The 22,518-nt window shown below is 44.3% G+C and carries 17 protein-coding genes; 3 read left to right on the forward strand and 14 right to left on the reverse strand.

Features of this window, described 5'->3' with window-relative positions; translation table 11 throughout:
• Positions 1-13 precede the first annotated feature (13 nt).
• The 7 genes from polA to bslm_RS14130 form a co-directional block, all read right to left on the reverse strand.
• Positions 14-2,656 carry a DNA polymerase I gene (gene polA, locus bslm_RS14100; protein WP_004398870.1) on the reverse strand — a complete coding sequence of 881 codons (2,643 nt, stop codon included), beginning with the start codon at positions 2,654-2,656 and terminating at the stop codon, positions 14-16.
• Positions 2,657-2,899: 243 nt separating this feature from the next.
• Complete coding sequence (phoR, locus tag bslm_RS14105; RefSeq protein ID WP_004398493.1) at positions 2,900-4,639, reverse strand: sensory box histidine kinase PhoR; 1,740 nt, start codon at positions 4,637-4,639, stop codon at positions 2,900-2,902.
• The gene (phoP, locus tag bslm_RS14110; RefSeq protein ID WP_003229442.1) at positions 4,632-5,354 is read right to left on the reverse strand and encodes a two-component system response regulator PhoP; all 723 of its coding nucleotides are present in this window, start codon (positions 5,352-5,354) and stop codon (positions 4,632-4,634) included. The genes phoR and phoP overlap by 8 nt, the downstream gene beginning before the upstream one ends.
• 211 nt (positions 5,355-5,565) lie before the next feature.
• Positions 5,566-6,504, reverse strand: coding sequence for a malate dehydrogenase (gene mdh / locus bslm_RS14115; protein ID WP_003229437.1), 939 nt, complete (start codon positions 6,502-6,504; stop codon positions 5,566-5,568).
• A 43-nt stretch (positions 6,505-6,547) separates the two neighbouring features.
• A complete protein-coding gene (gene icd / locus bslm_RS14120; RefSeq protein ID WP_003229433.1) occupies positions 6,548-7,819 on the reverse strand; it encodes an NADP-dependent isocitrate dehydrogenase in 1,272 nt (423 codons plus the stop codon).
• A 164-nt stretch (positions 7,820-7,983) separates the two neighbouring features.
• The gene (gene citZ / locus bslm_RS14125) at positions 7,984-9,102 is read right to left on the reverse strand and encodes a citrate synthase (RefSeq protein WP_004398810.1); all 1,119 of its coding nucleotides are present in this window, start codon (positions 9,100-9,102) and stop codon (positions 7,984-7,986) included.
• A gap of 334 nt (positions 9,103-9,436) precedes the next feature.
• Positions 9,437-9,901 carry a DUF441 domain-containing protein gene (locus tag bslm_RS14130; RefSeq protein ID WP_004398695.1) on the reverse strand — a complete coding sequence of 155 codons (465 nt, stop codon included), beginning with the start codon at positions 9,899-9,901 and terminating at the stop codon, positions 9,437-9,439.
• Positions 9,902-9,997: 96 nt separating this feature from the next.
• On the opposite strand from bslm_RS14130, the gene ytvI reads away from it, so the two are divergent.
• A complete protein-coding gene (gene ytvI / locus bslm_RS14135) occupies positions 9,998-11,113 on the forward strand; it encodes a sporulation integral membrane protein YtvI (protein ID WP_029318231.1) in 1,116 nt (371 codons plus the stop codon).
• Positions 11,114-11,145: 32 nt separating this feature from the next.
• Here ytvI and bslm_RS14140 read toward each other — a convergent pair whose 3' ends face one another.
• From bslm_RS14140 to dnaE, 7 genes are all read right to left on the reverse strand, one after another.
• The gene (locus tag bslm_RS14140) at positions 11,146-11,529 is read right to left on the reverse strand and encodes an FxsA family protein (protein ID WP_015251477.1); all 384 of its coding nucleotides are present in this window, start codon (positions 11,527-11,529) and stop codon (positions 11,146-11,148) included.
• A gap of 92 nt (positions 11,530-11,621) precedes the next feature.
• Positions 11,622-13,379 carry a pyruvate kinase gene (gene pyk, locus bslm_RS14145; RefSeq protein ID WP_004398560.1) on the reverse strand — a complete coding sequence of 586 codons (1,758 nt, stop codon included), beginning with the start codon at positions 13,377-13,379 and terminating at the stop codon, positions 11,622-11,624.
• A gap of 42 nt (positions 13,380-13,421) precedes the next feature.
• Positions 13,422-14,381 (reverse strand): 6-phosphofructokinase, encoded by a 960-nt coding sequence (gene pfkA, locus bslm_RS14150; RefSeq protein WP_046381262.1) that lies wholly within the window; start codon positions 14,379-14,381, stop codon positions 13,422-13,424.
• Positions 14,382-14,564: 183 nt separating this feature from the next.
• Positions 14,565-15,542 (reverse strand): acetyl-CoA carboxylase carboxyl transferase subunit alpha, encoded by a 978-nt coding sequence (gene accA / locus bslm_RS14155; protein WP_003229417.1) that lies wholly within the window; start codon positions 15,540-15,542, stop codon positions 14,565-14,567.
• Positions 15,527-16,399: an acetyl-CoA carboxylase, carboxyltransferase subunit beta gene (accD, locus tag bslm_RS14160; RefSeq protein WP_038429451.1), complete on the reverse strand. Its 873-nt coding sequence runs from the start codon at positions 16,397-16,399 to the stop codon at positions 15,527-15,529. Before accD ends, accA begins: the two co-directional genes overlap by 16 nt.
• A gap of 334 nt (positions 16,400-16,733) precedes the next feature.
• Positions 16,734-17,966: an NADP-dependent malic enzyme gene (gene maeB, locus bslm_RS14165; protein WP_003229415.1), complete on the reverse strand. Its 1,233-nt coding sequence runs from the start codon at positions 17,964-17,966 to the stop codon at positions 16,734-16,736.
• Positions 17,967-18,102: 136 nt separating this feature from the next.
• Positions 18,103-21,450 carry a DNA polymerase III subunit alpha gene (dnaE, locus tag bslm_RS14170; protein ID WP_003229412.1) on the reverse strand — a complete coding sequence of 1,116 codons (3,348 nt, stop codon included), beginning with the start codon at positions 21,448-21,450 and terminating at the stop codon, positions 18,103-18,105.
• 139 nt (positions 21,451-21,589) lie between these two features.
• On the opposite strand from dnaE, the gene ytrH reads away from it, so the two are divergent.
• A complete protein-coding gene (gene ytrH / locus bslm_RS14175; protein WP_003229410.1) occupies positions 21,590-21,931 on the forward strand; it encodes a sporulation membrane protein YtrH in 342 nt (113 codons plus the stop codon).
• The gene (gene ytrI, locus bslm_RS14180) at positions 21,928-22,431 is read left to right on the forward strand and encodes a sporulation membrane protein YtrI (RefSeq protein ID WP_003229408.1); all 504 of its coding nucleotides are present in this window, start codon (positions 21,928-21,930) and stop codon (positions 22,429-22,431) included. Before ytrH ends, ytrI begins: the two co-directional genes overlap by 4 nt.
• Positions 22,432-22,518 lie beyond the last annotated feature (87 nt).

Genomic DNA, 22,518 nt, shown 5'->3' on the forward strand with positions numbered 1-22,518 from the left:
TTCCTATCTCTGTTTATTTCGCATCGTACCAAGATGGGCCTGATGCAAAGTCCACCTTTAACGGCACATCTAATGCAAGCGCATGCTCCATCACTTCAGGAACAAGCTTTTCAAGAATTTCAATTTCTTCCTTTGGCGCCTCAAAAATCAATTCATCGTGTACTTGAAGCAGAAGCCTTGCTTTCAACTGTTTTTCTTTCAGCTTGGCAGCCATGTCAATCATGGCTTTTTTGATAATATCAGCGGCGCTTCCTTGAATCGGCGTATTCATGGCCGTCCGCTCCGCAAAACTTCGGATATTAAAGTTCCGGCTCGTCAGCTCAGGGATGTAGCGGCGGCGATGCATAAGCGTTGTTACGTATCCTTTTTGTTTCGCTTCCTGTACTGAATCTTCCATGTACGCTTTTACGCCTTGGAAGCTTTCCAGATAGCGGTCGATAAATGCTCCCGCTTCCTTCCGGGTAATGCCGAGGTTCTGTGACAGACCGTAATCGCTGATCCCGTAAACAATGCCAAAGTTGACCGCTTTCGCCTGGCGTCTCATCGCAGATGTCACTTCATCCTTAGCGACATGGAACACATCCATTGCCGTTTTCGTGTGAATATCCATATCATTAGTAAAAGCTTCGATCAGATTTTCATCCTTTGAAATATGGGCAAGCACCCGCAGCTCGATTTGTGAATAATCGGCTGCAAAAATGAGCCAGTCTTTTTCAGACGGCACAAAAGCTTGGCGAATTTTCCGCCCTTCCTCAAGCCTGATCGGAATGTTTTGCAGGTTCGGATCAGTCGAGCTGAGACGGCCAGTTTGCGTTAAGGCCTGGTTAAATCGCGTGTGCACTTTATGCGAATCCGGTCTCGTCACCTTTAAAAGCCCTTCGATATATGTTGATTGAAGCTTGCCAATTTGTCTGTACTGTAAAATATAGTCGACAATATCATGCTTGTCAGCCAGCTTTTCAAGCACATCGGCAGACGTAGAATAGCCTGTTTTCGTTTTCTTTACGACAGGAAGGCCGATCTTTTCAAATAAGATGACGCCTAGCTGTTTCGGAGAATTGATGTTAAACGGCTCTCCCGCAATCTCATGGATTTTTTCTTCATATTCCTTCAGCTTCGCACCCAGTTCTTCACCCATCCGTTTTAAACGGTCAACATCGACCTTGACTCCAGTTGATTCCATTTCGCCAAGAATAAGCGCAAGAGGCATTTCCAGCTCTTCAAACAGTTCAAGCTGGTCGTTGTTTTCCAGCTCTTGAACGAGCTTTTCCCGAAGGCTTTGAATCGCTAACGCTTTTCGGCCAAGGTGCTCAGACAGTACGTCTTCTGACGGCACTGCCCGTTTTGCTCCTTTTCCATAAACTGATTCATCACTTGAAACGATATGCAGGCCGTAATCCTTAGCCACACTCGCAACGTCGTCATATGAATTGCCCGGGTTGATGATATAAGCCGCAAGGAGCGTATCAAACTCGGCTCCTTTCAGCTCAATGCCCTGCCAGCGCAAAGCGACAACGGCCCGCTTGCTGTCGAAGACCCATTTCTTCTGCTCGTCATTTTCCACCCATTCTTTAAACACCTCAGACTCAACGGCAATGTCTTTCGGAATGAAATAAGCTCCCGTTTCATTTACGATCGAAAATCCGAGGATCGGCTCTTCATGATAATTATCGCCAATCTGTTCAACGACAAATGCGGATGGAGAAACCAATATATCGCTTGTCACGTCTGTGACTGTTTTGACATTAATGTCTTCCAACGATTGATCCTGTTCTGCTTCTGCACTGTCTTCTCCAAGCCGTTCAAGAAGCGTGTTGAAGCCAAGATCTTTAAAGATGGCAATGACCTGTTCACGATTAAAGCCTTGATATTCCAGGCCGGAAACAGATACCTCAATCGGAGCATCCGTCATAATTGTCGCAAGCTCCTTGCTCATCAATGCCTGATCCTTAAACTCCTCAAGCTTTTCCTTCAATTTCTTTCCGCTCACCTCGTCAATGGACTCCAGCAGCTTTTCAACGGAATCAAATTGTTTTAAAAGCTTAATCGCAGTCTTTTCTCCGACGCCGGGCACACCCGGAATATTATCTGAGGAATCGCCCATCAGACCCTTCATGTCAATGATTTGTTCAGGCGTAAGCCCATATTTCTCTTTGACATGCTCCGGTGTGTAAAATTCAACATCGGTAATTCCCTTTCTCGTAATGGCAACTGTCGTTTTGTCCGTTGCCAGCTGGGTTAAATCCTTATCTCCTGAGAAAACCTTAACTTCAAATCCGTCTTTTTCAGCCGATTTGGCCAGTGTGCCGATAATATCATCCGCTTCATATTGTTCCAGTTCATAGCGGCTGATCTGGTAGGCATCCAGCAGCTCGCGGATAAACGGCATTTGTTCGGAAAGCTCAGGCGGGGTTTTCTGTCTGCCGCCTTTATATTCTTTAAATGTGCCGTGACGAAATGTTGTTTTCCCGGCATCAAACGCAACCAGCATGTGCGTCGGTTTTTCATCCTCAAGCATTTTCATCAAAATCATCGCAAAGCCGTATACAGCATTCGTATGAACACCTTTATCATTGCTTAACAGCGGCAATGCAAAAAACGCCCGGTAAGCCAGACTGTTTCCGTCTACAAGCACTAATTTTTTTCGTTCCGTCATTCAATTTCCTCCTAAGAAGCCTCAGGCTTCCATTCATCTCTTACATAGTCATTAGCTCCTCTTATTTTAACAAAGTTCAATTTGAAAGGAAAATACGTGAACTATAAGAGAAGACACAAAAAAGGACGGGAACACAAATAGGTTCCCGCCGTCAAAATTGGCTCCTTGGATGAAGGGGTTCTACTACATCCTACCAGCATAGGTTTAACAGTGCATGAAGATATTGTTAAACCTTTGTAAACATTAGGCGGACTTTTCAGCGGCCCGTTTCAGCGTCACGGTAAAGACAGTTCCCCGTCCAAGCTCGCTTGTGACATCAATTTTCCCTTCATGAGCCTCTATTAAATGCTTGACAATCGCTAGGCCCAGCCCGGTTCCGCCCGAATTTCTGCTTCTGTCTTTATCTACACGGTAAAAGCGTTCAAAGATGCGCGGAATTTCTTCTTTCTGAATTCCGATTCCAGAATCGGCAACCTCAATCTGAATGTCTTTTTCTCTGGGCTTTACATTGATAGCCACGGAGCCCCCCTCAGGCGTGTAGGTTAATGCATTGTTTACGAGATTAAGAAATACCTGTTTCAGCCTGTACGGGTCACCAGATACATATTGAGGGTCTTTCGGGACATTCAGGTGCAAGGAGATGCCTTTCTCATCCGCCTTATGCTTCAGAAGCGTTTCAATCTCACCAAGCATTTTGGCCGGCTCAAACGTTTCGATACTGAGCGTGAAATTTTGCTGCTCGATTTTTGAGAGATCGAGCAAATCCTGAACCAAAGACTGAAGCCTTTCGCTTTCCTTAAGAATAATAGAGAGAAATTCAGAAAGCGCCTCTTTGTCTTCCATCGCCCCGTCCAATAACGTCTCCGTAAACCCTTTTATGGACGTAATCGGTGTTTTCAGCTCATGAGAAACATTGGCCACAAAATCCTTCCTCATCTGCTCTAATTTCTTCGTTTCCGTCATGTCATGGAAAACGAGCACAATTCCTTTCCATTCATCGTCCGGCCCCATAATCGGAACGCCGTCCACTTCAAAATAACGCCGTTCTATTTTGATCGGCAGTCTTAACAGCTTGCATTTCTTTGTCTCCGTCATAAAAATGTCTTCGACAAGCTGGATCACTTCTTCATGTTCAAATGCATCGTGATAAAGACGGCGCAGCATATGATTCGGATTGATATGAAACTGCTTGGCGTAAGACCTGTTTACGAGATTAATAAAGCCTCTTCCGTCGATCATAATCAGCCCGGAGCCAATGTTTTCAATGACTGTCAGCAGCCGATCCCGCTGCATTTCCTGCGTTCGCGTCATTTCCATCAGATCAATGGCAAGGCTGTTCATCGCATGTCCTAGCTTATCAGAACGCCTAATATAGCCGCCGTACGTCCGTGCATCGTAGTTGCCCTTAGAGAGTTCTGTGGCTACATTTGTCGCTGACTCAATTGACCTTTTATAACGTGAGGTCATGCTGGAATAAAAATAAACAATGACGATAAATGCGGTACAAAGACTGGCCGTCAGCATCCCCCACAATTCGCCTTTTAAGCCGTCGCTTTTTTCAGAGGCGGAAAGCAGCACATATCCTGTTTTTTCACCTTCGCTTCTAAGTGAAAGTCCGTAATAAAGCTTGTTATCTGTTGTTGACAGAATACCCTCATGGCCAGAAACAAGCGCCTGCACCTTTTGGGAATCAGCCGATCTACCGTTTGACCCATACAGCACCTTACCGTCTGTATCGATAACGGATGCGCTCACATCAAGCGCGCCGCCTGCATCTTTAATGATTTTCTCATTTGCTTGATTATTCAGATTGCCGGCATCAAGAAGCGAAGCCAAGTATTTTGCTTCTTTTTCAATGTGTTCCTCTGCTTTCCTTTGATCAGATGTTTCAAAAAGCTGCTGTAAAAACAGCCCGAGGACACAAAACACCAGAATCATACAGACAACGAATACAGAAAAAAGGCGCACACGGTATTTATTCATTCATTTTTGGCTCCTCCAGTTTATACCCCAATCCCCTAATCGTTTTAATGTAGATCGGTTTTTTGGTATTGTTTTCAATTTTGTCGCGAAGATGGCTGATGTGCACATCAACAATTCTCGTATCTCCGGCAAAATCATAATTCCAGACTGCGCTCAGCAGCAGGTCTCTTGTCAGAACTCTGCCTTTATGTCTGCCTAAATAGAGCAGCAGTTCGAATTCTTTCGGTGTCAGTTCAAGCTGACTTTCTTTAAAGTACGCTTCATAATGATCAGGCAGGATTTTCAGATCGCCGATTACGATCTGGCCTTCCATTTCATCGTTCTTCATCTCACTAGAGGGCGCAGCTATTTCCGAACGCCTTAAAATCGCTTTGACTCTCGCATTTACTTCCCTTGGACTGAACGGCTTGGTCATATAATCATCAGCACCGAGCTCCAGCCCTAATACTTTGTCGAATTCCTCATCCTTCGCTGTCAGCATTAAAATGGGAAACATCAGTTTTTGCTGTCTCAGCTGCTTGCATACTTCGATTCCGTCCAATTTTGGAAGCATCACATCAAGCACAATCAAATCAGGTTTCTCTGTTTCCGCTTTTTTGAGTGCTTCTTCCCCATCCGAGGCGGTAATGACATCATAGCCTGACCGTTCCAAATTGTACTGTAAAAGAGTAACAATAGATTCTTCATCATCCACAACTAAAATTTTCTTGTTCATGCTGTGCCTCCAGTATTATAATTCCCCGACATCCTATTTCTCTATTTTATGTCATCTTAACATGTTTCATGATTTTATTTTAGCGAAAGCAGGACATTCCGACAATTCGCCTTTTACATCATTTTTAAAAGAAATAAAGACGTTTATGATAGCGCTTTCATTTATAGTAAAAAGAGAAAGGCTGTATTAAGCAAGCCTTTCTCTCTTTTTATTAGGATAATACTTTCATGACATTTTTGACAGATTCAACTGATTTATTCAGCTGCGCTCTTTCATAGTCTGTCAGTTCAAGTTCAATGATTTGCTCAAGACCGTTGCCGCCTACAATTGTAGGAACACCAAGGTAGATGCCTTCATAGCCGTATTCCCCTTCAAGATAAGCAATTGTAGGAAGGACGCGGCGCTGATCTTTCAAGATCGCTTCGACCATTTCTGTCAGAGAAGCCGCAGGCGCATAATACGCGCTTCCGTTTCCAAGAAGATTCACGATTTCGCCTCCGCCTTTTCTAGTGCGCTCCACAATTGCGTCAATCCGTTCTTTCGGAATAAGAGTTTCAAGCGGGATACCGCCAGCATAAGAATAACGCACAAGCGGAACCATATCGTCACCGTGTCCGCCGAGTACGAAACCAGTCACATCTTTCACTGACAGGTTTAATTCCTCTGCCACAAATGTTCTGAATCTTGCCGTATCAAGCACACCTGACTGGCCGATTACACGCTCTTTAGGGAAGCCTGATTCTTTGTACACCGCGTATGTCATTGCATCAACAGGATTTGTCAGCACCACAATAATAGAGTCAGGAGAATATTTCACGATTTCCTGCGTAACGCTTCTCATAATCTTTTCGTTTGTAGAGACCAGATCATCTCTGCTCATACCAGGTTTTCTTGCGATACCGGCTGTAATGACAACAATGTCAGAGCCGGCTGTATCCTCGTAATTGGATGTTCCCGTAATTTTTGCGTCAAAGCCTTGAACCGGGCTTGCTTCAAGCATATCAAGCGCTTTTCCCTTTGTCGGGTTCTCCAATTGCGGAATGTCAACAAGAACAACGTCTGCCAGCTCTTTTTGAGCGATTAAAAATGCAGTTGTAGCTCCGGTAAAACCTGCTCCGATAACAGAAACTTTTTTACGAGTATTTCCCATGTCTCTCTTCTCCTTTATGGCTAGTTTTAGGCTTTTTCCTTGCTTAGTCCATGTTTTTGATCAGTTCTTCTCCGAACTCTGAACATTTCACTTCAGTCGCCCCGTCCATTAATCTGGCAAAATCGTAAGTTACGACTTTAGAAGCGATTGTTTTTTCCATAGATTTGATAACCAAATCAGCCGCTTCGTTCCATCCTAAATGCTCAAGAAGCAGAACGCCTGAAAGAATAACTGAAGATGGGTTTACTTTATCAAGGCCTGCATATTTAGGAGCCGTTCCGTGCGTCGCCTCGAAAATCGCATGTCCTGTTTCGTAGTTGATGTTCGCTCCAGGAGCAATGCCGATTCCGCCGACTTGCGCAGCAAGAGCATCAGAAATGTAATCTCCGTTCAAGTTCATTGTCGCAACGACATCAAACTCGTTTGGACGCGTTAAGATCTGCTGAAGGAAAATGTCAGCAATGCTGTCTTTGATAATGATTTTTCCTGCTGCTTCCGCTTCGCTTTGCGCTTTGTTGGCAGCGTCTTTTCCTTGTTCTTCAGCAATGCGGTCATATTGAGCCCATGTGAAGACTTTATCTCCGTATTCTTTTTCAGCAAGTTCATAGCCCCAGTTTTTGAAGGCGCCTTCTGTGAACTTCATGATGTTTCCTTTGTGAACAAGTGTTACAGATTTGCGGCCATGCTCGATCGCATAATCAATGGCAGCTCTGACCAAGCGGCTTGTTCCTTCTTCTGAAACAGGCTTAATGCCGATACCTGATGTCTCAGGGAAACGGATTTTATTGACGTTTAACTCATTTTGAAGGAAGCTGATAAGCTTTTGCACTTCTTCAGAGCCTTTTGCATACTCGATGCCTGCGTAAATATCTTCTGTATTTTCACGGAAGATGACCATATCAGTATCTTCAGGGCGTTTTACCGGTGACGGCACTCCAGTAAAGTATCTTACAGGTCTTAAGCAGACGAATAGGTCAAGCTCTTGTCTGAGCGCTACGTTCAAAGAACGGATACCGCCGCCGACAGGTGTCGTTAACGGGCCTTTAATCGCGATGAAATATTCGCGGATCACATCTAATGTTTCAGCAGGGAGCCACTCACCTGTTTTATTATAAGCCTTTTCTCCGGCGTAAACTTCTTTCCATGTAATTTTCTTTTCGCCTTTGTATGCTTTTTCTACTGCTGCTTCCAAAACCTTCGAAGCCGCGTTCCAAATATCAGGACCGGTTCCGTCTCCTTCGATAAATGGGATAATCGGGTTGTTTGGTACGTTTAATACTCCGTTAGAGACTGTAATTTTTTCACCTTGTGCCACAATAAAAACCTCCCAGTATGTAATTCATATTTAGAAAACATTTTATTTTTCTTATATAGAAAATAAAATGATTTTTCCTAACATTCAATTTAAAGTGTAACCCAATTTTGATGTTCTGAACAAGAGGCTAACCTCATTGACGCAAGCCAGCCTCCAATGGTTCTTTAGGCTCTTTCTTCAATCGGAACGAATTTTTGTTTGTCAGGGCCTGTGTAATCTGCCCGCGGGCGGATCAGACGGTTGTTGTCATACTGCTCAAGAATATGAGCGAGCCAGCCGGACATTCTGCTTACAGCAAAAATCGGTGTAAACAAATCATGGTCAATACCGAGGCTGTGATATACAGAAGCCGAATAGAAATCAACGTTAGGCGGAAGCTTTTTCTCTGATGTGACGATGTCTTCTATACGAATCGACATCTCATACCATTTGCTTTCGCCTGTCAGGTTGGTCAGGCGCTTGCTCATTTCTTTCAGATGCTTCGCGCGCGGATCACCATGCTTATACACACGGTGGCCGAATCCCATGATTTTTTCTTTCTTTTCAAGTTTAGCGCGGATGTACGGCTCAGCGTTTTCCACTTCACCGATTTCTGTCAGCATTTTCATAACGCCTTCATTCGCTCCGCCGTGAAGAGGCCCTTTCAGCGCGCCGATTGCTGCAGTAATGCCTGAATAGATGTCAGAAAGTGTTGCGACGCAGACCCTCGCTGTGAACGTTGACGCGTTCAGCTCATGGTCAGCATGTAAAATCAATGCTTTGTTGAAGGCTTCAACTTCAATTGGTGAAGGCTCTTCACCGTTTAATGTGTAAAGAAAATTCTCCGCAATACCGTAATCTTCTCTCGGTTCAACAGGCTCAAGACCCTTGCGAATTCTGGAAAACGCTGCAACCAGGCCAGGCACCTTTGCCTGAAGGCGGATCGCCTTTCTGTAGTTGGCTTCCGGGTTCATGGTATCAGCCTCGCTGTCAAGCAGGCCTAGTAATGAAATTGCTGTCCGAAGAGCAGCCATGGGATGAACATTTTCGAGGGAATAAGATTTGAAGTGCTCAATAATTTCTTGCGGAACGGCAGCTTCCTTTGCAAGCTGCTGCTTTAACTCTTCAAGCTCTTTTTTGTTTGGCAGCCTTAGATGCCAAAGCAAGTAGATGATTTCTTCAAAACTTGCATTCTCTGTCAAATCATCGATATCATACCCCACATATGTAAGGGTATCATCAATAATAGAACTAACAGATGATGTTGTTGCTACAACCCCTTCAAGACCGCGTGTCGCTGTCATATATAACATCTCCTTTTCAATAAATTTCCCCTTTAAGAGTGTTGTAAAAACATGAGGCTTACTTAAAAAGCACGATGCAAGTATTTCTCTCCCCCAAAAAGAAAATGCTTACATTTTACTGGCTGCTGGAACTAAAACCCTTTGCTTATGAAAGAACATAACAAATTCTTATAAGCTTATTTAAGTTTAAGCCTATTCTCATTATAAACAATAATCAGACATTTGTTAAATGTTTACCTATAATTTTTTTTTTCCATTCTGTGATTTCCCCGAAAAAACGCCTTTATTTGCGGGTTTTTGCATAAAAAAAAAGCGGCTTTAAGGCCGCTTTTTTTTATGAAGTGAACAGTTTTACGATCTGCATGGCTAAATAAGCAATCCCCGCTCCGATCAGCGGCCCCACCGCAACTCCTCCAAAAAGCGCGACTGCAAGAATGGTCCCGATCACGAGAGCAGTTGTAATATGCGGATCATTTTCAAGCAGGGTCAGGCCGTTTTTTGCAATCAGCGCCACTGCGATCCCCGCTCCAAGGGCGATCCATGCGTAGGAAGACCGCATTGCTTCTCCAAGCTGCTTAAATCCGATTTCTCCCGTGGCAATCGGGACAAGAACGGCGATGGTAATAATGGTCACACCCCAGTTAATGCCTTTTGACTGGATGGTCGGAAATAATTTCTGATCAAGCCCAACGATTTTGATGATCAAAAGGACGGATACAGCAAAGAGCAATGATTGGTTTTTTGCGATAAGTGCGATAGCCAAGAGTAAAATTAAAAATAAATTCGCTTGTGTAAACACATGCCATCCCTCCTTTAAGATGAATGTATTCATATTCAGCCGCAGCGTGAATACATATAAAAAATAGGACATGCTGACGAGAGGAGGACCGTTTTTGTGAATCAATCTTATATCACTATTTTTTTCAGAACCCTCTTTGTCATATCAATGACCGCAGGGTCGATAGCTGCGGCCTATTATTCGTTTCCGTTAACTTATCCGTTCCTGATCGCCCTTATTCTATCTTCAGTGATTCATCCTGTTGTCGATTATTTGGACAAAGTGACAGGATTCCCCCGAACGATAAATGTTCTGGGCGTTCTTGCTTTTTTTCTGCTCGCAGCCTTCGGCGTCCTTACCATTCTGGTAGCCGAAATCGTAACGGGAACAGCCTATCTAGCAAAAACGCTGCCTCCGCATATCAGCACGTTTATTTCATATTGCGAAAAATTGTTTACAACTCATATTCAGCCGCTCTATAACGAGTTAACTCTTTTGTTTCAAGAATTGGAAACGAACCAGCAGGCTTCCATCGTCACTCATATCCAGACACTCGGAGATTCTGCCGCTAAAAATGCCGGGCTCCTGCTGTCCCACATTCTAGAGATGATCCCGAGATTTTTCGCTCTTCTTCCCAATACGGCGGCGGTTCTGATTTTTTCTCTTCTGGCAACCTTTTTTATGACAAAGGATTGGCATAAGCTTAAAGCCATGCTTGTTTTAATTCTGCCGGATCGTGTGACAGCTAACAGCAAAGCGATCAGCAGCGAATTAAAAAAAGCAATGGCTGGTTTTATCAAAGCACAAGCCGTCCTCGTTTTCATCACGATGGTGATTGTATTTATCGGCCTTTCTCTCTTAAAGGTTGAACACGCCGCAACAATTGCTTTTTTAATCGGGCTTGTAGATCTTCTCCCTTACTTAGGTGCCGGCTCCGTATTTGTGCCCTGGATTTTGTATTTATCGATTACGGGCCAGCTGCCCCAAGCGATCGGAATTGGTATCCTGTACCTCGTCGTTCTTATTCAGCGGCAGCTGACAGAGCCCAAGATACTAAGTAAATCTATCGGGATCGATCCGCTGGCAACACTCATCGCCCTGTTTGCCGGCTTTAAATTATTCGGGTTTTTAGGACTGATTGCGGGACCGGCTGTACTCGTCATCATCCAAGCTTTCATCACAACAGGCGCATTAAAAGAAATATGGTCCTATATCACCGTTCAGCAAAAATAAAACGGCAGCCGTTTTTTCATGGCTACCGTTTTTTATTTGATGATGATCCGCTTATTCTTCGACATACCTCTCAGCCATTTGAACAGAATCGGCTTACACCAGCCGCGGGTAAACGGGATAAGAAGACAGGCGCCGGCCAAATCTGATAAAAAGCCCGGAAGCATCAGCAATAGACCGCCAATGAAAATGCACAGACCGTCAGCAATCGCTTCTCCCGGCATTTTGCCATATTGAAGATCACGCTGAACCTTATAATACACTTCGGTTCCTTGTTTTTTTGCAGCTGCTGCGCCGATAATGCCAGTCAGAATCATGAATAGAACTGTCGGTAAAATGCCAATCAGCTTGCCTAAAAATAGGAATATGCCGATTTCTATTGCCGGAAACACAATAAAAAGCAAAAACAAAAATCTCATATCCAAGCCCCCCACACGTGTAACACGTTCTGTTCAACAAAAGGCATGATAAAGAGAAAAGGAAGGGATTCCCCTTCCATTTTCACCTGTAATTAAAGAACGCTCGCACGGCCTTGATAGACTGCACCTCTGGAAGCGTCAACTGTAATATCCTGGCCATCTGTCAAAATAGATGTCGCATTTTCCAGACCCACGATAACCGGGATGCCAAGGCTTAATCCGACTACCGCAGCATGGCTAGTCAAACCGCCTTCTTCTGTAATAAGAGCAGACGCTTTTTCAAGGGATGCAATCATATCACGGTCAGTGCTTTTGGTAACAAGTACCGCACCGTCAGTCATTTTTTGCTCAGCTTCTTTTGCATTTTGTGCAACGACAACCGGACCGTAAGCTGATTTGCGTCCAATGCCTTGGCCTTTAGCGATGATATCGCCGACAGTATGAACCTTCATTAAGTTCGTAGTGCCGGACTCACCGACAGTGCCTGCTGTAATAACGATAAGATCGCCGTGTTTTACAATTCCGCTGTTCAATGATTTTTGGACAGCATCCTCAAGCATCTCATCTGTTGAGCTCGCATTTTGGCCGCTTTCCGCGAATACGCCAGATACGAGGGCAAGCTTTCTGGAAATAGAGTCATTTACAGTAACCGCAACAATCGGAGCCTGCGGACGGTATTTTGCAATCATACGTGCTGTATGGCCGCTTTCTGTCGGCGTTACGATCGCAGCAGCATTCAGGTTAATCGCCGTATGCGCGACAGATTGTCCAATTGCGTCTGTAATTGTCATGCCTACTTGGTCTCTGCGTTTTGAGAGAATTTCTTTATAATTTAATGCTTCTTCAGAACGGGACGCGATGTTATGCATTGTTTGAACTGCTTCAACCGGATAGCTTCCGGCAGCAGTTTCACCAGAAAGCATGATCGCATCTGTTCCGTCGAAGATCGCGTTTGCAACGTCACTTGCTTCCGCACGAGTCGGACGCGGGTTGCGCTGCATGCTGTCAAGCATTTGTGTCGCTGTAATAACAGGTTTGCCCAGCGCGTTGCATTTTTTGATCAGTTCTTTTTGCACAAGCGGCACTTCTTCAGCTGGAATTTCCACACCTAAGTCTCCGCGTGCAACCATTAAGCCGTCAGACACTTCGAGAATCGCATCGATGTTGTCAACGCCCTCTTGGTTTTCGATTTTAGGGATGATTTGAATATCCTGAGCGTTGTGCTCTTCAAGAAGCTCACGGATTTCGAGCACATCCGTAGAACGTCGAATGAAAGATGGTGCGATGAAGTCTACTCCTTGCTCAATACCGAAAACGATGTCTCGCGCATCCTTTTCAGTAATACCCGGAAGATTGACACTTACGCCCGGTACGTTAACACCTTTTTTATTTTTGAGTGTTCCGTTGTTTAATACTTTTGTTTTGATTTCGCGTTTAGCGGCATCTACATCAAGTACCTCAAGACCGATAAGGCCGTCATCTAACAGAATCGTTGAACCTTGTTCAACGTCATGGACTAAACCTTCATATGTCACTGAAATTTTATCTGTTGTTCCTACAACCTCGTCCATTGAAATAATGAGCTCTTTGCCTGTTTCAAGCTCAATACCGCCGTTTTCCATTGTATGTGTGCGGATTTCAGGACCTTTTGTATCAAGCAGAATTCCAACGTTCTTGCCAAGTTTTTTGCTTGCTTCGCGGATATTTTTAATTCTTGCACCGTGCTCCTCAAAATCTCCGTGAGAAAAGTTTAATCGAGCCACGTTCATTCCTGACTCCATTAATTTCGTAAGCATTTCAATACTTTCACTTGCCGGACCGATGGTACAAACAATTTTAGTTTTTCTCATTTGGTTCACTTCCTTCTGAAATCTTCAGCCTTCATCTGCACATTAGATAGACAGTTCTTTTGAAAGCTGATACATGTTTTGCTCAACTGTGTGTTTTGTCTCAAGTATTTCTATAATATCATGGTCTACAAGCTTATTGTTTTGTATACCTACACAGCGTCCGCCTTTTCCATCAAGCAGCAGTTCAACTGCATATGCGCCGAGACGGCTTGCTAACACACGGTCAGCAGCACTCGGAGAACCTCCGCGCTGGATATGGCCCAATACAGATACCCTAGTTTCAAGATTTGTTTCTTCTTCAATGCGTTTCCCGAATTCAACACCGCTGCCTACACCTTCGGCAACAATAATAATACTGTGCTTCTTGCCGCGTTCGTGGCCGCGTTTTAAGCGGGCAATGATTTCGTGCATGTCATAGTCTGCCTCAGGGATTAAGATCGATTCCGCGCCCCCTGCAAGACCGGCCCACAATGCGATATCGCCGGCATGACGGCCCATTACTTCGATTACATATGTACGTTCATGAGAAGTCGCTGTATCGCGAATCTTATCAATTGCGTCAATTACTGTATTTAAAGCTGTATCGAAACCGATTGTAAAATCAGTGCCCGGAATGTCATTATCAATTGTACCCGGTACACCGACACATGGAAACCCGTGTTCCGTTAATTTTTTCGCACCCATATATGAACCGTCTCCGCCGATAACAACAAGGCCTTCAATACCAAGCTTCTTCAAGTTTGCTATCCCTTTTTCACGGCCTTCAACTGTTTTGAATTCAGGACATCTTGCCGTATAAAGCTTAGTTCCTCCACGATGTATAATATCGCCTACTGATCCAAGTTCAAGCTTTTCAATCTTTCCGCTGATCAATCCCGCGTATCCGTTGTAAATACCGTAAACTTCAACGTCATGATAGATCGCTTTTCTGACTACTGCGCGAACTGCTGCGTTCATTCCCGGGGAATCCCCGCCGCTCGTTAATACCCCTATACGTTTCATTCTCCATTCACCTCAGCAACATATATGATTAAACATAACATGATCATTGCCCTAAAAACAATGAAAAGGGATCTCCATCCTCCCTATGAAACCTTACCTATTATACAATTAAATAAATTGTTTTTAAATAAAATTTAAGGAATGTCACAAAAAATAAACGTGAGCCAAAGGCTTCACGTTTATTTAGTTTACCCCGATATATTGATCTTCAACCGAGACTTTGCCAATTGCTTTATATTTTTCATAGCGCTGCTGAACTAATTCTTCTTCGCTCAGCTTCAGCAAAGTTTTTAACGATTGTTTAAGGGTTTCGTCCATATAGCTTGCCTGCAGCTTCACATCATGGTGCGCTCCGCCTTTTACTTCTTTAATCATATGATCTATAATACCTAATTCTTTTAAATCCGGCGCAGTGATTTTCATTGTTTCCGCTGCTTTTTTAGCAAGACTGGAGTCCTTCCATAAAAGTGCCGCGGCACCTTCCGGAGAAATAACAGAATAAGTAGAGTTTTCCAGCATATGCAAGTGATTGCCTACACCCAGACCAAGGGCTCCGCCGCTTCCGCCTTCACCGATGACGATGCAGATAACAGGCACTCGAAGGCCGGCCATCTCAAACAGGTTTTTGGCAATAGCTTCACTTTGTCCTCTTTCTTCAGCTGCTCGTCCAGGGTATGCCCCCTTCGTATCAATAAAACAGATAATTGGTCTGTTAAATTTGTCAGCCTGTTTCATCAGACGAAGCGCTTTTCTGTAGCCTTCTGGATGCGGCATCCCAAAATTGCGGACTAGGTTTTCCTTCGTGTCTTTGCCGCGCTGATGCCCGATTACCGTTACAGGGAGGCCGTGGAACTTCGCAATCCCGCCGACAATGGCTTCATCGTCCCCGTACGCTCTGTCTCCGTGACATTCAAAAAAGTCGGTAAACAGGTGTTCGATATAATCAAGAGTTGTCGGACGGTCCGCCAGACGCGCGATTTGAACCCGGTCCCATGGCTTCAGATTTTTGTAAATATCATCCTGAAGCTTAGCGAGACGGTCTTCGAGCCGTTCGATTTCCGCACTTAGATCCATATCGGAATCTTGAGTGAATTTTTTTAGTTCTGCGATTTTGGTTTGCAGTTCAATCACCGGTTTTTCAAATTCTAATCTTGGAGCCACTCAATGTCACCTCCTGTTTGATGCATATCCAGCAGATTTTCTAACGTTTTTTTCATATCGTCGCGATGAATAACCGCATCAAGCTGTCCATGTTTTAATAAAAATTCAGCCGTTTGGAAGTCCTCAGGCAGTTTTTCTCCTATTGTCTGTTCAATAATCCGTCTTCCGGCAAAACCGATCAGCGCGCCAGGCTCAGCGAAATTGTAATCGCCAAGGGATGCAAAGCTTGCTGATACGCCCCCGGTAGTCGGATGCGTCATTACTGAAATAATAAGACCCTGTTCTTCACTGAACAGTTTTAACGCAGAGCTTGTCTTAGCCATCTGCATCAAACTTAATACGCCTTCCTGCATTCTAGCGCCGCCTGAAGCCGTAAAAATAATAAACGGAACTTTATCAGCTTTTGCTTTTTCAATCGCAAGCGTGATTTTTTCACCGACGACTGAACCCATGCTGCCCATTCTGAATGAAGAATCCATGACGGCGACTACAGCCGGGCGTCCGCCGATGGTGCCCTTGCCTGTCACAACAGCCTCGTTTAAGGATGTTTTCTCGCGATCTTTTTCAAGCTTTTCCAGATATCCCGGGAAACCAAGCGGATTTTCCGAGAGCATTCCCTGATTGAATTCCTCAAAGGATTTTTCATCCATCAAGCTTTCGATACGCTGTTTTGCGTTCATTGGGAAATGATAATCGCAGTTCATGCATACCCGCATATTTTTATCCAACTCTTTAGTGAGCATGATTTTTTTACACTTAGGACATTTTGTCATAATGCCTTCCGGAACATCGTGCTTCGCTTGATCAGATGGTACGGAAGCATACTTTTTCTTTTTCGTGAATATATCCTTTAACAAATGATTACCTCCCTTTTGTGAAGGGTTCTCTTCACCGCATGTCATCAAACAGATAGACTTGCTAATAACTTTACCGAAACTATTGTACTTTTTTTGTCAAACGCTGTCATCCTCAATTCGACAACTTTTTATTCGATGACGTGCTCGGAAAGGCTTGTATGAAATCAGATAAGGTGTTGAAACGACAAGGTTGACAGCGCATTCAAAAATAATGTTAAACCCGGCTGAAATTTTTTTAAGGCTAACCCCCTAAAAAAATTTCAGCCGTCAGTTTAACTTGAGAACAGCGCGTCGGTCTCCGCCAACGCGCTGCCATTTTTGGAATGAATTAAAATTATTCACCAATAATCGTAAGTTTTCTTGTTTTTTCTGCGACTTCCTCAGGGTCAACAGTGATTCTTGCAACACCTGTTTCCATCGCAGCTTTTGCCACAGCCTTCGCAACAGCAGGCGCAACACGTTTATCAAACGGTGCAGGGATGACATAGTCTGCGCTAAGCTCATCTTCTGAAACCAGTGAAGCAATGGCTTCAACCGCTGCGATTTTCATTTCCTCGTTAATATGAGTGGCACGCACATCAAGTGCTCCGCGGAAAATACCAGGGAATGCAAGAACATTGTTTACTTGGTTCGGGAAGTCAGAACGGCCAGTTCCGACAACGCTTGCTCCGGCTTCACGCGCATCTTCCGGCATGATTTCCGGATTTGGATTTGCCATTGCAAAGATAATCGGATCTTTTGCCATGCTTTGAACCATTTCTTTTGTTAACGCGCCTGCTACAGAGACACCGATAAATACGTCAGCATCAACGATAACATCTTTCAGAGAACCGTCTTTGCGATCTTGGTTCGTGAACTTCGCCACTTCATTTTTGACATCGTTCATGCCGTTCGGGCGCCCTTCATAAATGGCCCCTTTGGAATCGCACATCACAATGTCGCGAACGCCATAATGATGAAGAAGCTTGATAATCGCAATGCCAGCCGCACCCGCGCCGTTTGCGACAACTTTAATGGATGACATGGATTTTCCAGACAGTTTCAGCGCGTTCACAAGACCTGCTACGGTTACAATGGCAGTACCGTGCTGATCATCATGGAAAACCGGGATGTTTGTTTCTTTTTTGAGGCGCTCTTCAATGATAAAGCAGTTTGGCGCTGCAATATCTTCAAGGTTGACGCCGCCAAATGTCGGTTCCAGCAATTTTACAGTTTCAACGATTTTATCAACATCGTTTGTGTTTAAAGCAATCGGGAACGCATCTACGCCCGCAAAGCTTTTGAAAAGAACTGCTTTCCCTTCCATAACAGGAAGCGCCGCTTCAGGGCCGATGTTTCCAAGGCCAAGCACAGCTGTACCGTCAGTTACAACTGCTACCATGTTCCCCTTCATTGTATAATCATATACTTTGTTAATGTCTTCATGAATATCCTTACACGGTTCTGCAACACCCGGAGAATACGCGAGGCTTAAATCTTTCGCATTTCTGACCTCTACTTTTGATTTAGACTCCAGTTTCCCCTGGTTGACTTTATGCAGGTGTAATGCTTCTTCTCTTAATGACATTCTCCTAAACACTCCTTATGGATATTTTTTGATTCGTATACTGCTGCGTTGATTGCTGCATTCTGCGGAGTAAATCTATCTGAATATTTAAACAGGATCACATAATTGCTCCAATTGTATAACAAAAAGCGAATCGTTACCACTGTTTTAAAACGACGTTTTTTTGACCCAACAGCTCTTTTAAGCGATATAACACCTGGTGATCTGCATTGATATGGAACGACTCAGGTAGCTTAATCGTCTGTTTTTGCCTTTCATAATAGAGATAAACGCCTGTTTCCCCTTTATGCTCCAGCAAAATGCGCTTAATCTTTGCCAGGATCTCCTGGCTGTGCTGACTGCTTTCTATTTTTATATAAACCGATGGCGCTTTTTCTGCATCCATATCTTCTAATAATTCTGCCCGGGACATGATGAATTGGATCTTATCTTGTCTAACTTCACATTTCCCCGCAGTGAACAAAAGAGCGCCTTCTCTTAAAACGGGAGAAAGCTGTCTGAATTGTTCAGGGAAGACTACGGCTTCCATCTCGCCGGTTTCATCACTGAGCGTTAAAAACGCCATGTTTTGACCTGTTTTCGTCCGAATCGTTTTGATCTTCGACAGCAGAACGCCTAGTGAAAGCTGCCTTTTGACTGCCCGCTGAGCCTGCAGAATGGAGACTGCTCCTTGCGCAGTGAGCTGTTTTCGGAAGGCGGAGAGGGGATGATTTGAAAAATAAATGCCAAGCGTTTCCTTTTCAAACGCAAGTAAATCCACCAGAGGAAGCTCCTCCGTCTCCACATACTTCGGCTTAATTGAAAACGATTCATCTAAAAACAATCCCATTTGGTCATCGTCCGCGGCGAATAGCTCAGCATGTTCCAAAGCAACATCAATGGATGCGAGCAGCGTGGCCCGGTTTTGGCCGAATTCGTCCATCGCACCAGAAAAGATAAGTGCTTCAAGCATTTTGCGATTTACGCTTTTTGACGGCACGCGAAAGCAGAAATCGAAAAGATCTTCAAATGGTTTCTCTTTTCTTGCTTTATATATATCTTTGACTGCTGAGACGCCTACACTTTTTATCGCGCGGAGGCTGTATCTGACAGATCCGTTTTCAACTGTAAACGGAAAACTGCTTTTATTCACTGACGGAGGAAGGATACGAATCCCGCTCCCCTTTGCTTCGTAAAGATATTGAGAGATTTTATCCTCATTGCCAATGACGCTTGTCAGCAATCCGCACATAAAATATAACGGATAATGAGCTTTCAAATACGCAAGCTGGCACCCGATCATGCTGTATGCCACCGCATGGCTTCTGTTAAAGCCATAGTTTGCGAATTTGACGATTAAATCGTAGACCTCATTTGCAGTGTCTACAGAATACTCCTTTTTTAAGCACCCTTCAACAAAATGGCTTCGCTCTCTGTCCAGGATTTCTTTTTTCTTTTTGCTGACCGCCCTTCTCAATAGGTCCGCTTCGCCTAAAGAAAACCCCGCCATACGGGAAGCAATCATCATAATTTGTTCCTGATACACAATGACGCCATATGTATCTTCCAAAATGCTCCTTAAATCTTCATGAGGATAGTGAACAGGCGCCCGACCGTGTTTACGGTCGATAAATAACGGAATATTTTCCATCGGACCCGGCCGGTACAGTGCATTGACCGCCACAATATCTTCTAGGCCCGAAGGTTTCAGCCGTTTCAAGACGCTTCTCATCCCTGCAGATTCAAGCTGGAAAATGCCTGTCGTATCCCCTTTTGACAGCAAGGAGAACGTTTTGTCATCGCTGTAGGAAATACTTGAAAGGTCTATTTTAATATTTTCTTCTTTTTCAATCATTGAAGTGATGGATTCAATAAGTGTCAGATTCCTCAAACCTAAGAAATCCATTTTTAAAAGGCCCAAGTCTTCAAGATGGTCCATCGCGTATTGCGTTAAATAGATCCCTTCATGCCCTTCTTGAAGCGGAACAACATCTGTTAACGGTTCTTCACTCAGGACAACGCCCGCTGCGTGGGTTGATGCATGCCTTGGCAGCCCTTCTATTTTCCGGGCAATTGAATAGACTTGCTGAAGCAGGCTTGACTCCCGAAGCCGCTTATCCAGCTGCGGTGACTGCTGTCTCGCTTCATCCAGCGTCATTCCCGGTCTTGAAGGAATGAGTTTTGCAAGCTGATCTGCCTCCTTCGGGCTGACGCCGAATACTCTGCCGACGTCCCGGAGCGCCGCCTTTGCCGCAAGTGTTCCAAAGGTGATAATCTGTGCGACGTGCATTGCACCGTATTTCTGCTGAACATATTGAATGACTTCATCCCTTCTAGTATCGGGAAAGTCAATATCAATATCCGGCATGCTGACGCGTTCGGGATTTAAAAATCTTTCAAACAGAAGGTGATGCTTAATCGGGTCAACATCTGTGATATACAGCACATATGCCACAAGAGAACCCGCCGCAGAACCCCTTCCCGGTCCTGTAACAATCCCTTTTTCATGGGCGTGCTTCATAAAATCCCACACGATCAGAAAGTAATCGCTGAACTTCATCCGCTTGATGACATCAAGCTCATATTGAAGACGGCGAAGGTATCGTTCATCAGGCTTGCCGAAACGGCTGCGGAGTCCCTCCATACAGATATCCGTTAAATAATCATCAGCGGACGTTCCGTCTGGGGTCGGAAAAGACGGTAGACGGGTCTGCCCGAGACTGACGTCAACCCGGCATTGTTCCGCGATCTCTACAGAAGCTTGCAGTGCCTCGGGATGCTCTCGATAAATGTTTTGCATTTCTTCGAGTGGTTTCAAATCGAGATCAGGCAAATCTTCAGCGGGTGCATCCGTCAGTTTTTCCCCCGCTTTAATCGCTTTCAAACAACGGTAGGCAGCCTTATCTTCCTTCCTTATGTAATGCACATCGCCTGTGGCCGTAACAGGGATACCCGTTTCTTCTGACAGCTTTAGAATCTGCTCAGACAAGACTTGATTCCCTTTAAAAGGCTGATAGGAGAAATAAAAAGCTCCCTTTCCGAATATAGACTGAAATTCCAGCGAGGCTTGAGCAGCCTGTTCGAACAGCCCTCCTTCAAGAAGCGTTTCAATATATCCTTTTTCGCCGGGCGTTATTGCGATAATCCCTTCTCGATAACTGTGAAGCCATTTCGGCTTCAGTCCGCCTTTTGATTTAGATTGCAGAACGCTGCTGATTTTCAGCAGGTTTTGATAGCCTGTATTCGATTTTGCCAGCAGGACGAGCGGGTATGCTTCAAGCTCGCTGTCATCTGTAAAAACAGAAGCCGTCAAACCGATTATTGGGTTGATCCCTCTCGCCTTGCAAGCTTTATAAAATTGAATAGCTCCGTACATGACATGATCATCTGTCAGCGCCAAAGACGCATATCCGAGCCTGTCAGCTTCACTGACGAGTTCTTCCACAGCCGCGGCGCTGTTTAGCAGGCTATACCCGCTATGCACTTGCAGGTGAACAAAAGACATGCTATCACCTCTTTCTCATTACGATCCATTTCTTCCTTCATTATAAGGCCGGTTTCCAAAAGAAACAAATGTTCTTTTTTGACTCATCATCATACTTGTCCTGAAAGCTCAATATGATATAAAAGGTGAGGTGATAAAGATGGATCAGGAAGCAGGATTTATGGTGAATTTTATCAATAGCTACTTCATTGCGTTAGGGGTGCTGATCGGGGGCGCACTCATCGGAGGGCTCGGAGCATACTTGGCAGGCGAACCCCCGCTTACAGCCATTACAAAGCTTGCCAACCGGTTAAAAATATGGGCGCTTGTCGCAGCTATCGGAGGCACCTTTGATGCGGTATACAGCTTTGAACGCGGCATACTCGAAGGCAATACGAGAGATATCTTTAAACAGCTTCTTTTAATTATTTCGGCCATGGGGGGCGCGCAAAGCGGCTGGCTTATTATATCATGGCTGACCCAGGAGCATCTTTCTTCATGAGGGTCCCCCAGCATTACAAAAAACCGGGATGGCAGCGTTTTTTCGCGGGAATGATGTGCGGAGCCGTAATCAGCTGGTTCTTTTTCCTGTTTACTTACGGAACATTCCAAGAGGAGCAGGTCAGCCTCATCGAAAAGCAAAAAGAGCATGTAAAAGACTTGAACAATCAAATTTCGATCTATCAGGAAGACCTCCATAAACTGAATGAAGATAATAAAAGAAAACTGCTGATTCAAAGCGTCAGCGTCAAATTGCTGAATGGGGATAAATATAAAATATCACAGCCGGATAAAACGAAATTCGAGGAGCATGTAAAGGATGATATTTCAGAGGTGATTACAAAAGACATAGAGAGCGTCTATCAAACAAAGGATCTCTTGAAGCGGACAATTGAAAATAAAGTCTATATGATCAATGAAAAAAAATACGAGGCAACCGTCAGAGAATTGATTATTTATACGAGGCTGACAGTGGAACTTGAAATTTCTTTCGCCACATAATTATGGATTTTTTTTAAATTCTCCAAACTTCTGTCGCTTTTTCCCATTCTTTTTTATAAACTATATGTGAGGCTTAATGGCGAAAGG

Origin of the sequence: Bacillus sp. LM 4-2, assembly GCF_000978495.1 — a bacterium.
GTDB lineage: Bacteria > Bacillota > Bacilli > Bacillales > Bacillaceae > Bacillus > Bacillus subtilis.

What these genes read in the sequence shown, in the direction of transcription:
- polA (WP_004398870.1), bottom strand. Translation starts at nt 2,656, where the DNA reads ATGACGGAACGAAAAAAATTAGTGCTTGTAGACGGAAACAGTCTGGCT.
- phoR (WP_004398493.1), bottom strand. Translation starts at nt 4,639, where the DNA reads ATGAATAAATACCGTGTGCGCCTTTTTTCTGTATTCGTTGTCTGTATG.
- phoP (WP_003229442.1), bottom strand. Translation starts at nt 5,354, where the DNA reads ATGAACAAGAAAATTTTAGTTGTGGATGATGAAGAATCTATTGTTACT.
- mdh (WP_003229437.1), bottom strand. Translation starts at nt 6,504, where the DNA reads ATGGGAAATACTCGTAAAAAAGTTTCTGTTATCGGAGCAGGTTTTACC.
- citZ (WP_004398810.1), bottom strand. Translation starts at nt 9,102, where the DNA reads ATGACAGCGACACGCGGTCTTGAAGGGGTTGTAGCAACAACATCATCT.
- bslm_RS14140 (WP_015251477.1), bottom strand. Translation starts at nt 11,529, where the DNA reads ATGAGATTTTTGTTTTTGCTTTTTATTGTGTTTCCGGCAATAGAAATC.
- pyk (WP_004398560.1), bottom strand. Translation starts at nt 13,379, where the DNA reads ATGAGAAAAACTAAAATTGTTTGTACCATCGGTCCGGCAAGTGAAAGT.
- pfkA (WP_046381262.1), bottom strand. Translation starts at nt 14,381, where the DNA reads ATGAAACGTATAGGGGTATTAACGAGCGGCGGGGATTCCCCGGGAATG.
- maeB (WP_003229415.1), bottom strand. Translation starts at nt 17,966, where the DNA reads ATGTCATTAAGAGAAGAAGCATTACACCTGCATAAAGTCAACCAGGGG.
- dnaE (WP_003229412.1), bottom strand. Translation starts at nt 21,450, where the DNA reads ATGTCTTTTGTTCACCTGCAAGTGCATAGCGGGTATAGCCTGCTAAAC.
- ytrH (WP_003229410.1), top strand. Translation starts at nt 21,590, where the DNA reads ATGGATCAGGAAGCAGGATTTATGGTGAATTTTATCAATAGCTACTTC.
- ytrI (WP_003229408.1), top strand. Translation starts at nt 21,928, where the DNA reads ATGAGGGTCCCCCAGCATTACAAAAAACCGGGATGGCAGCGTTTTTTC.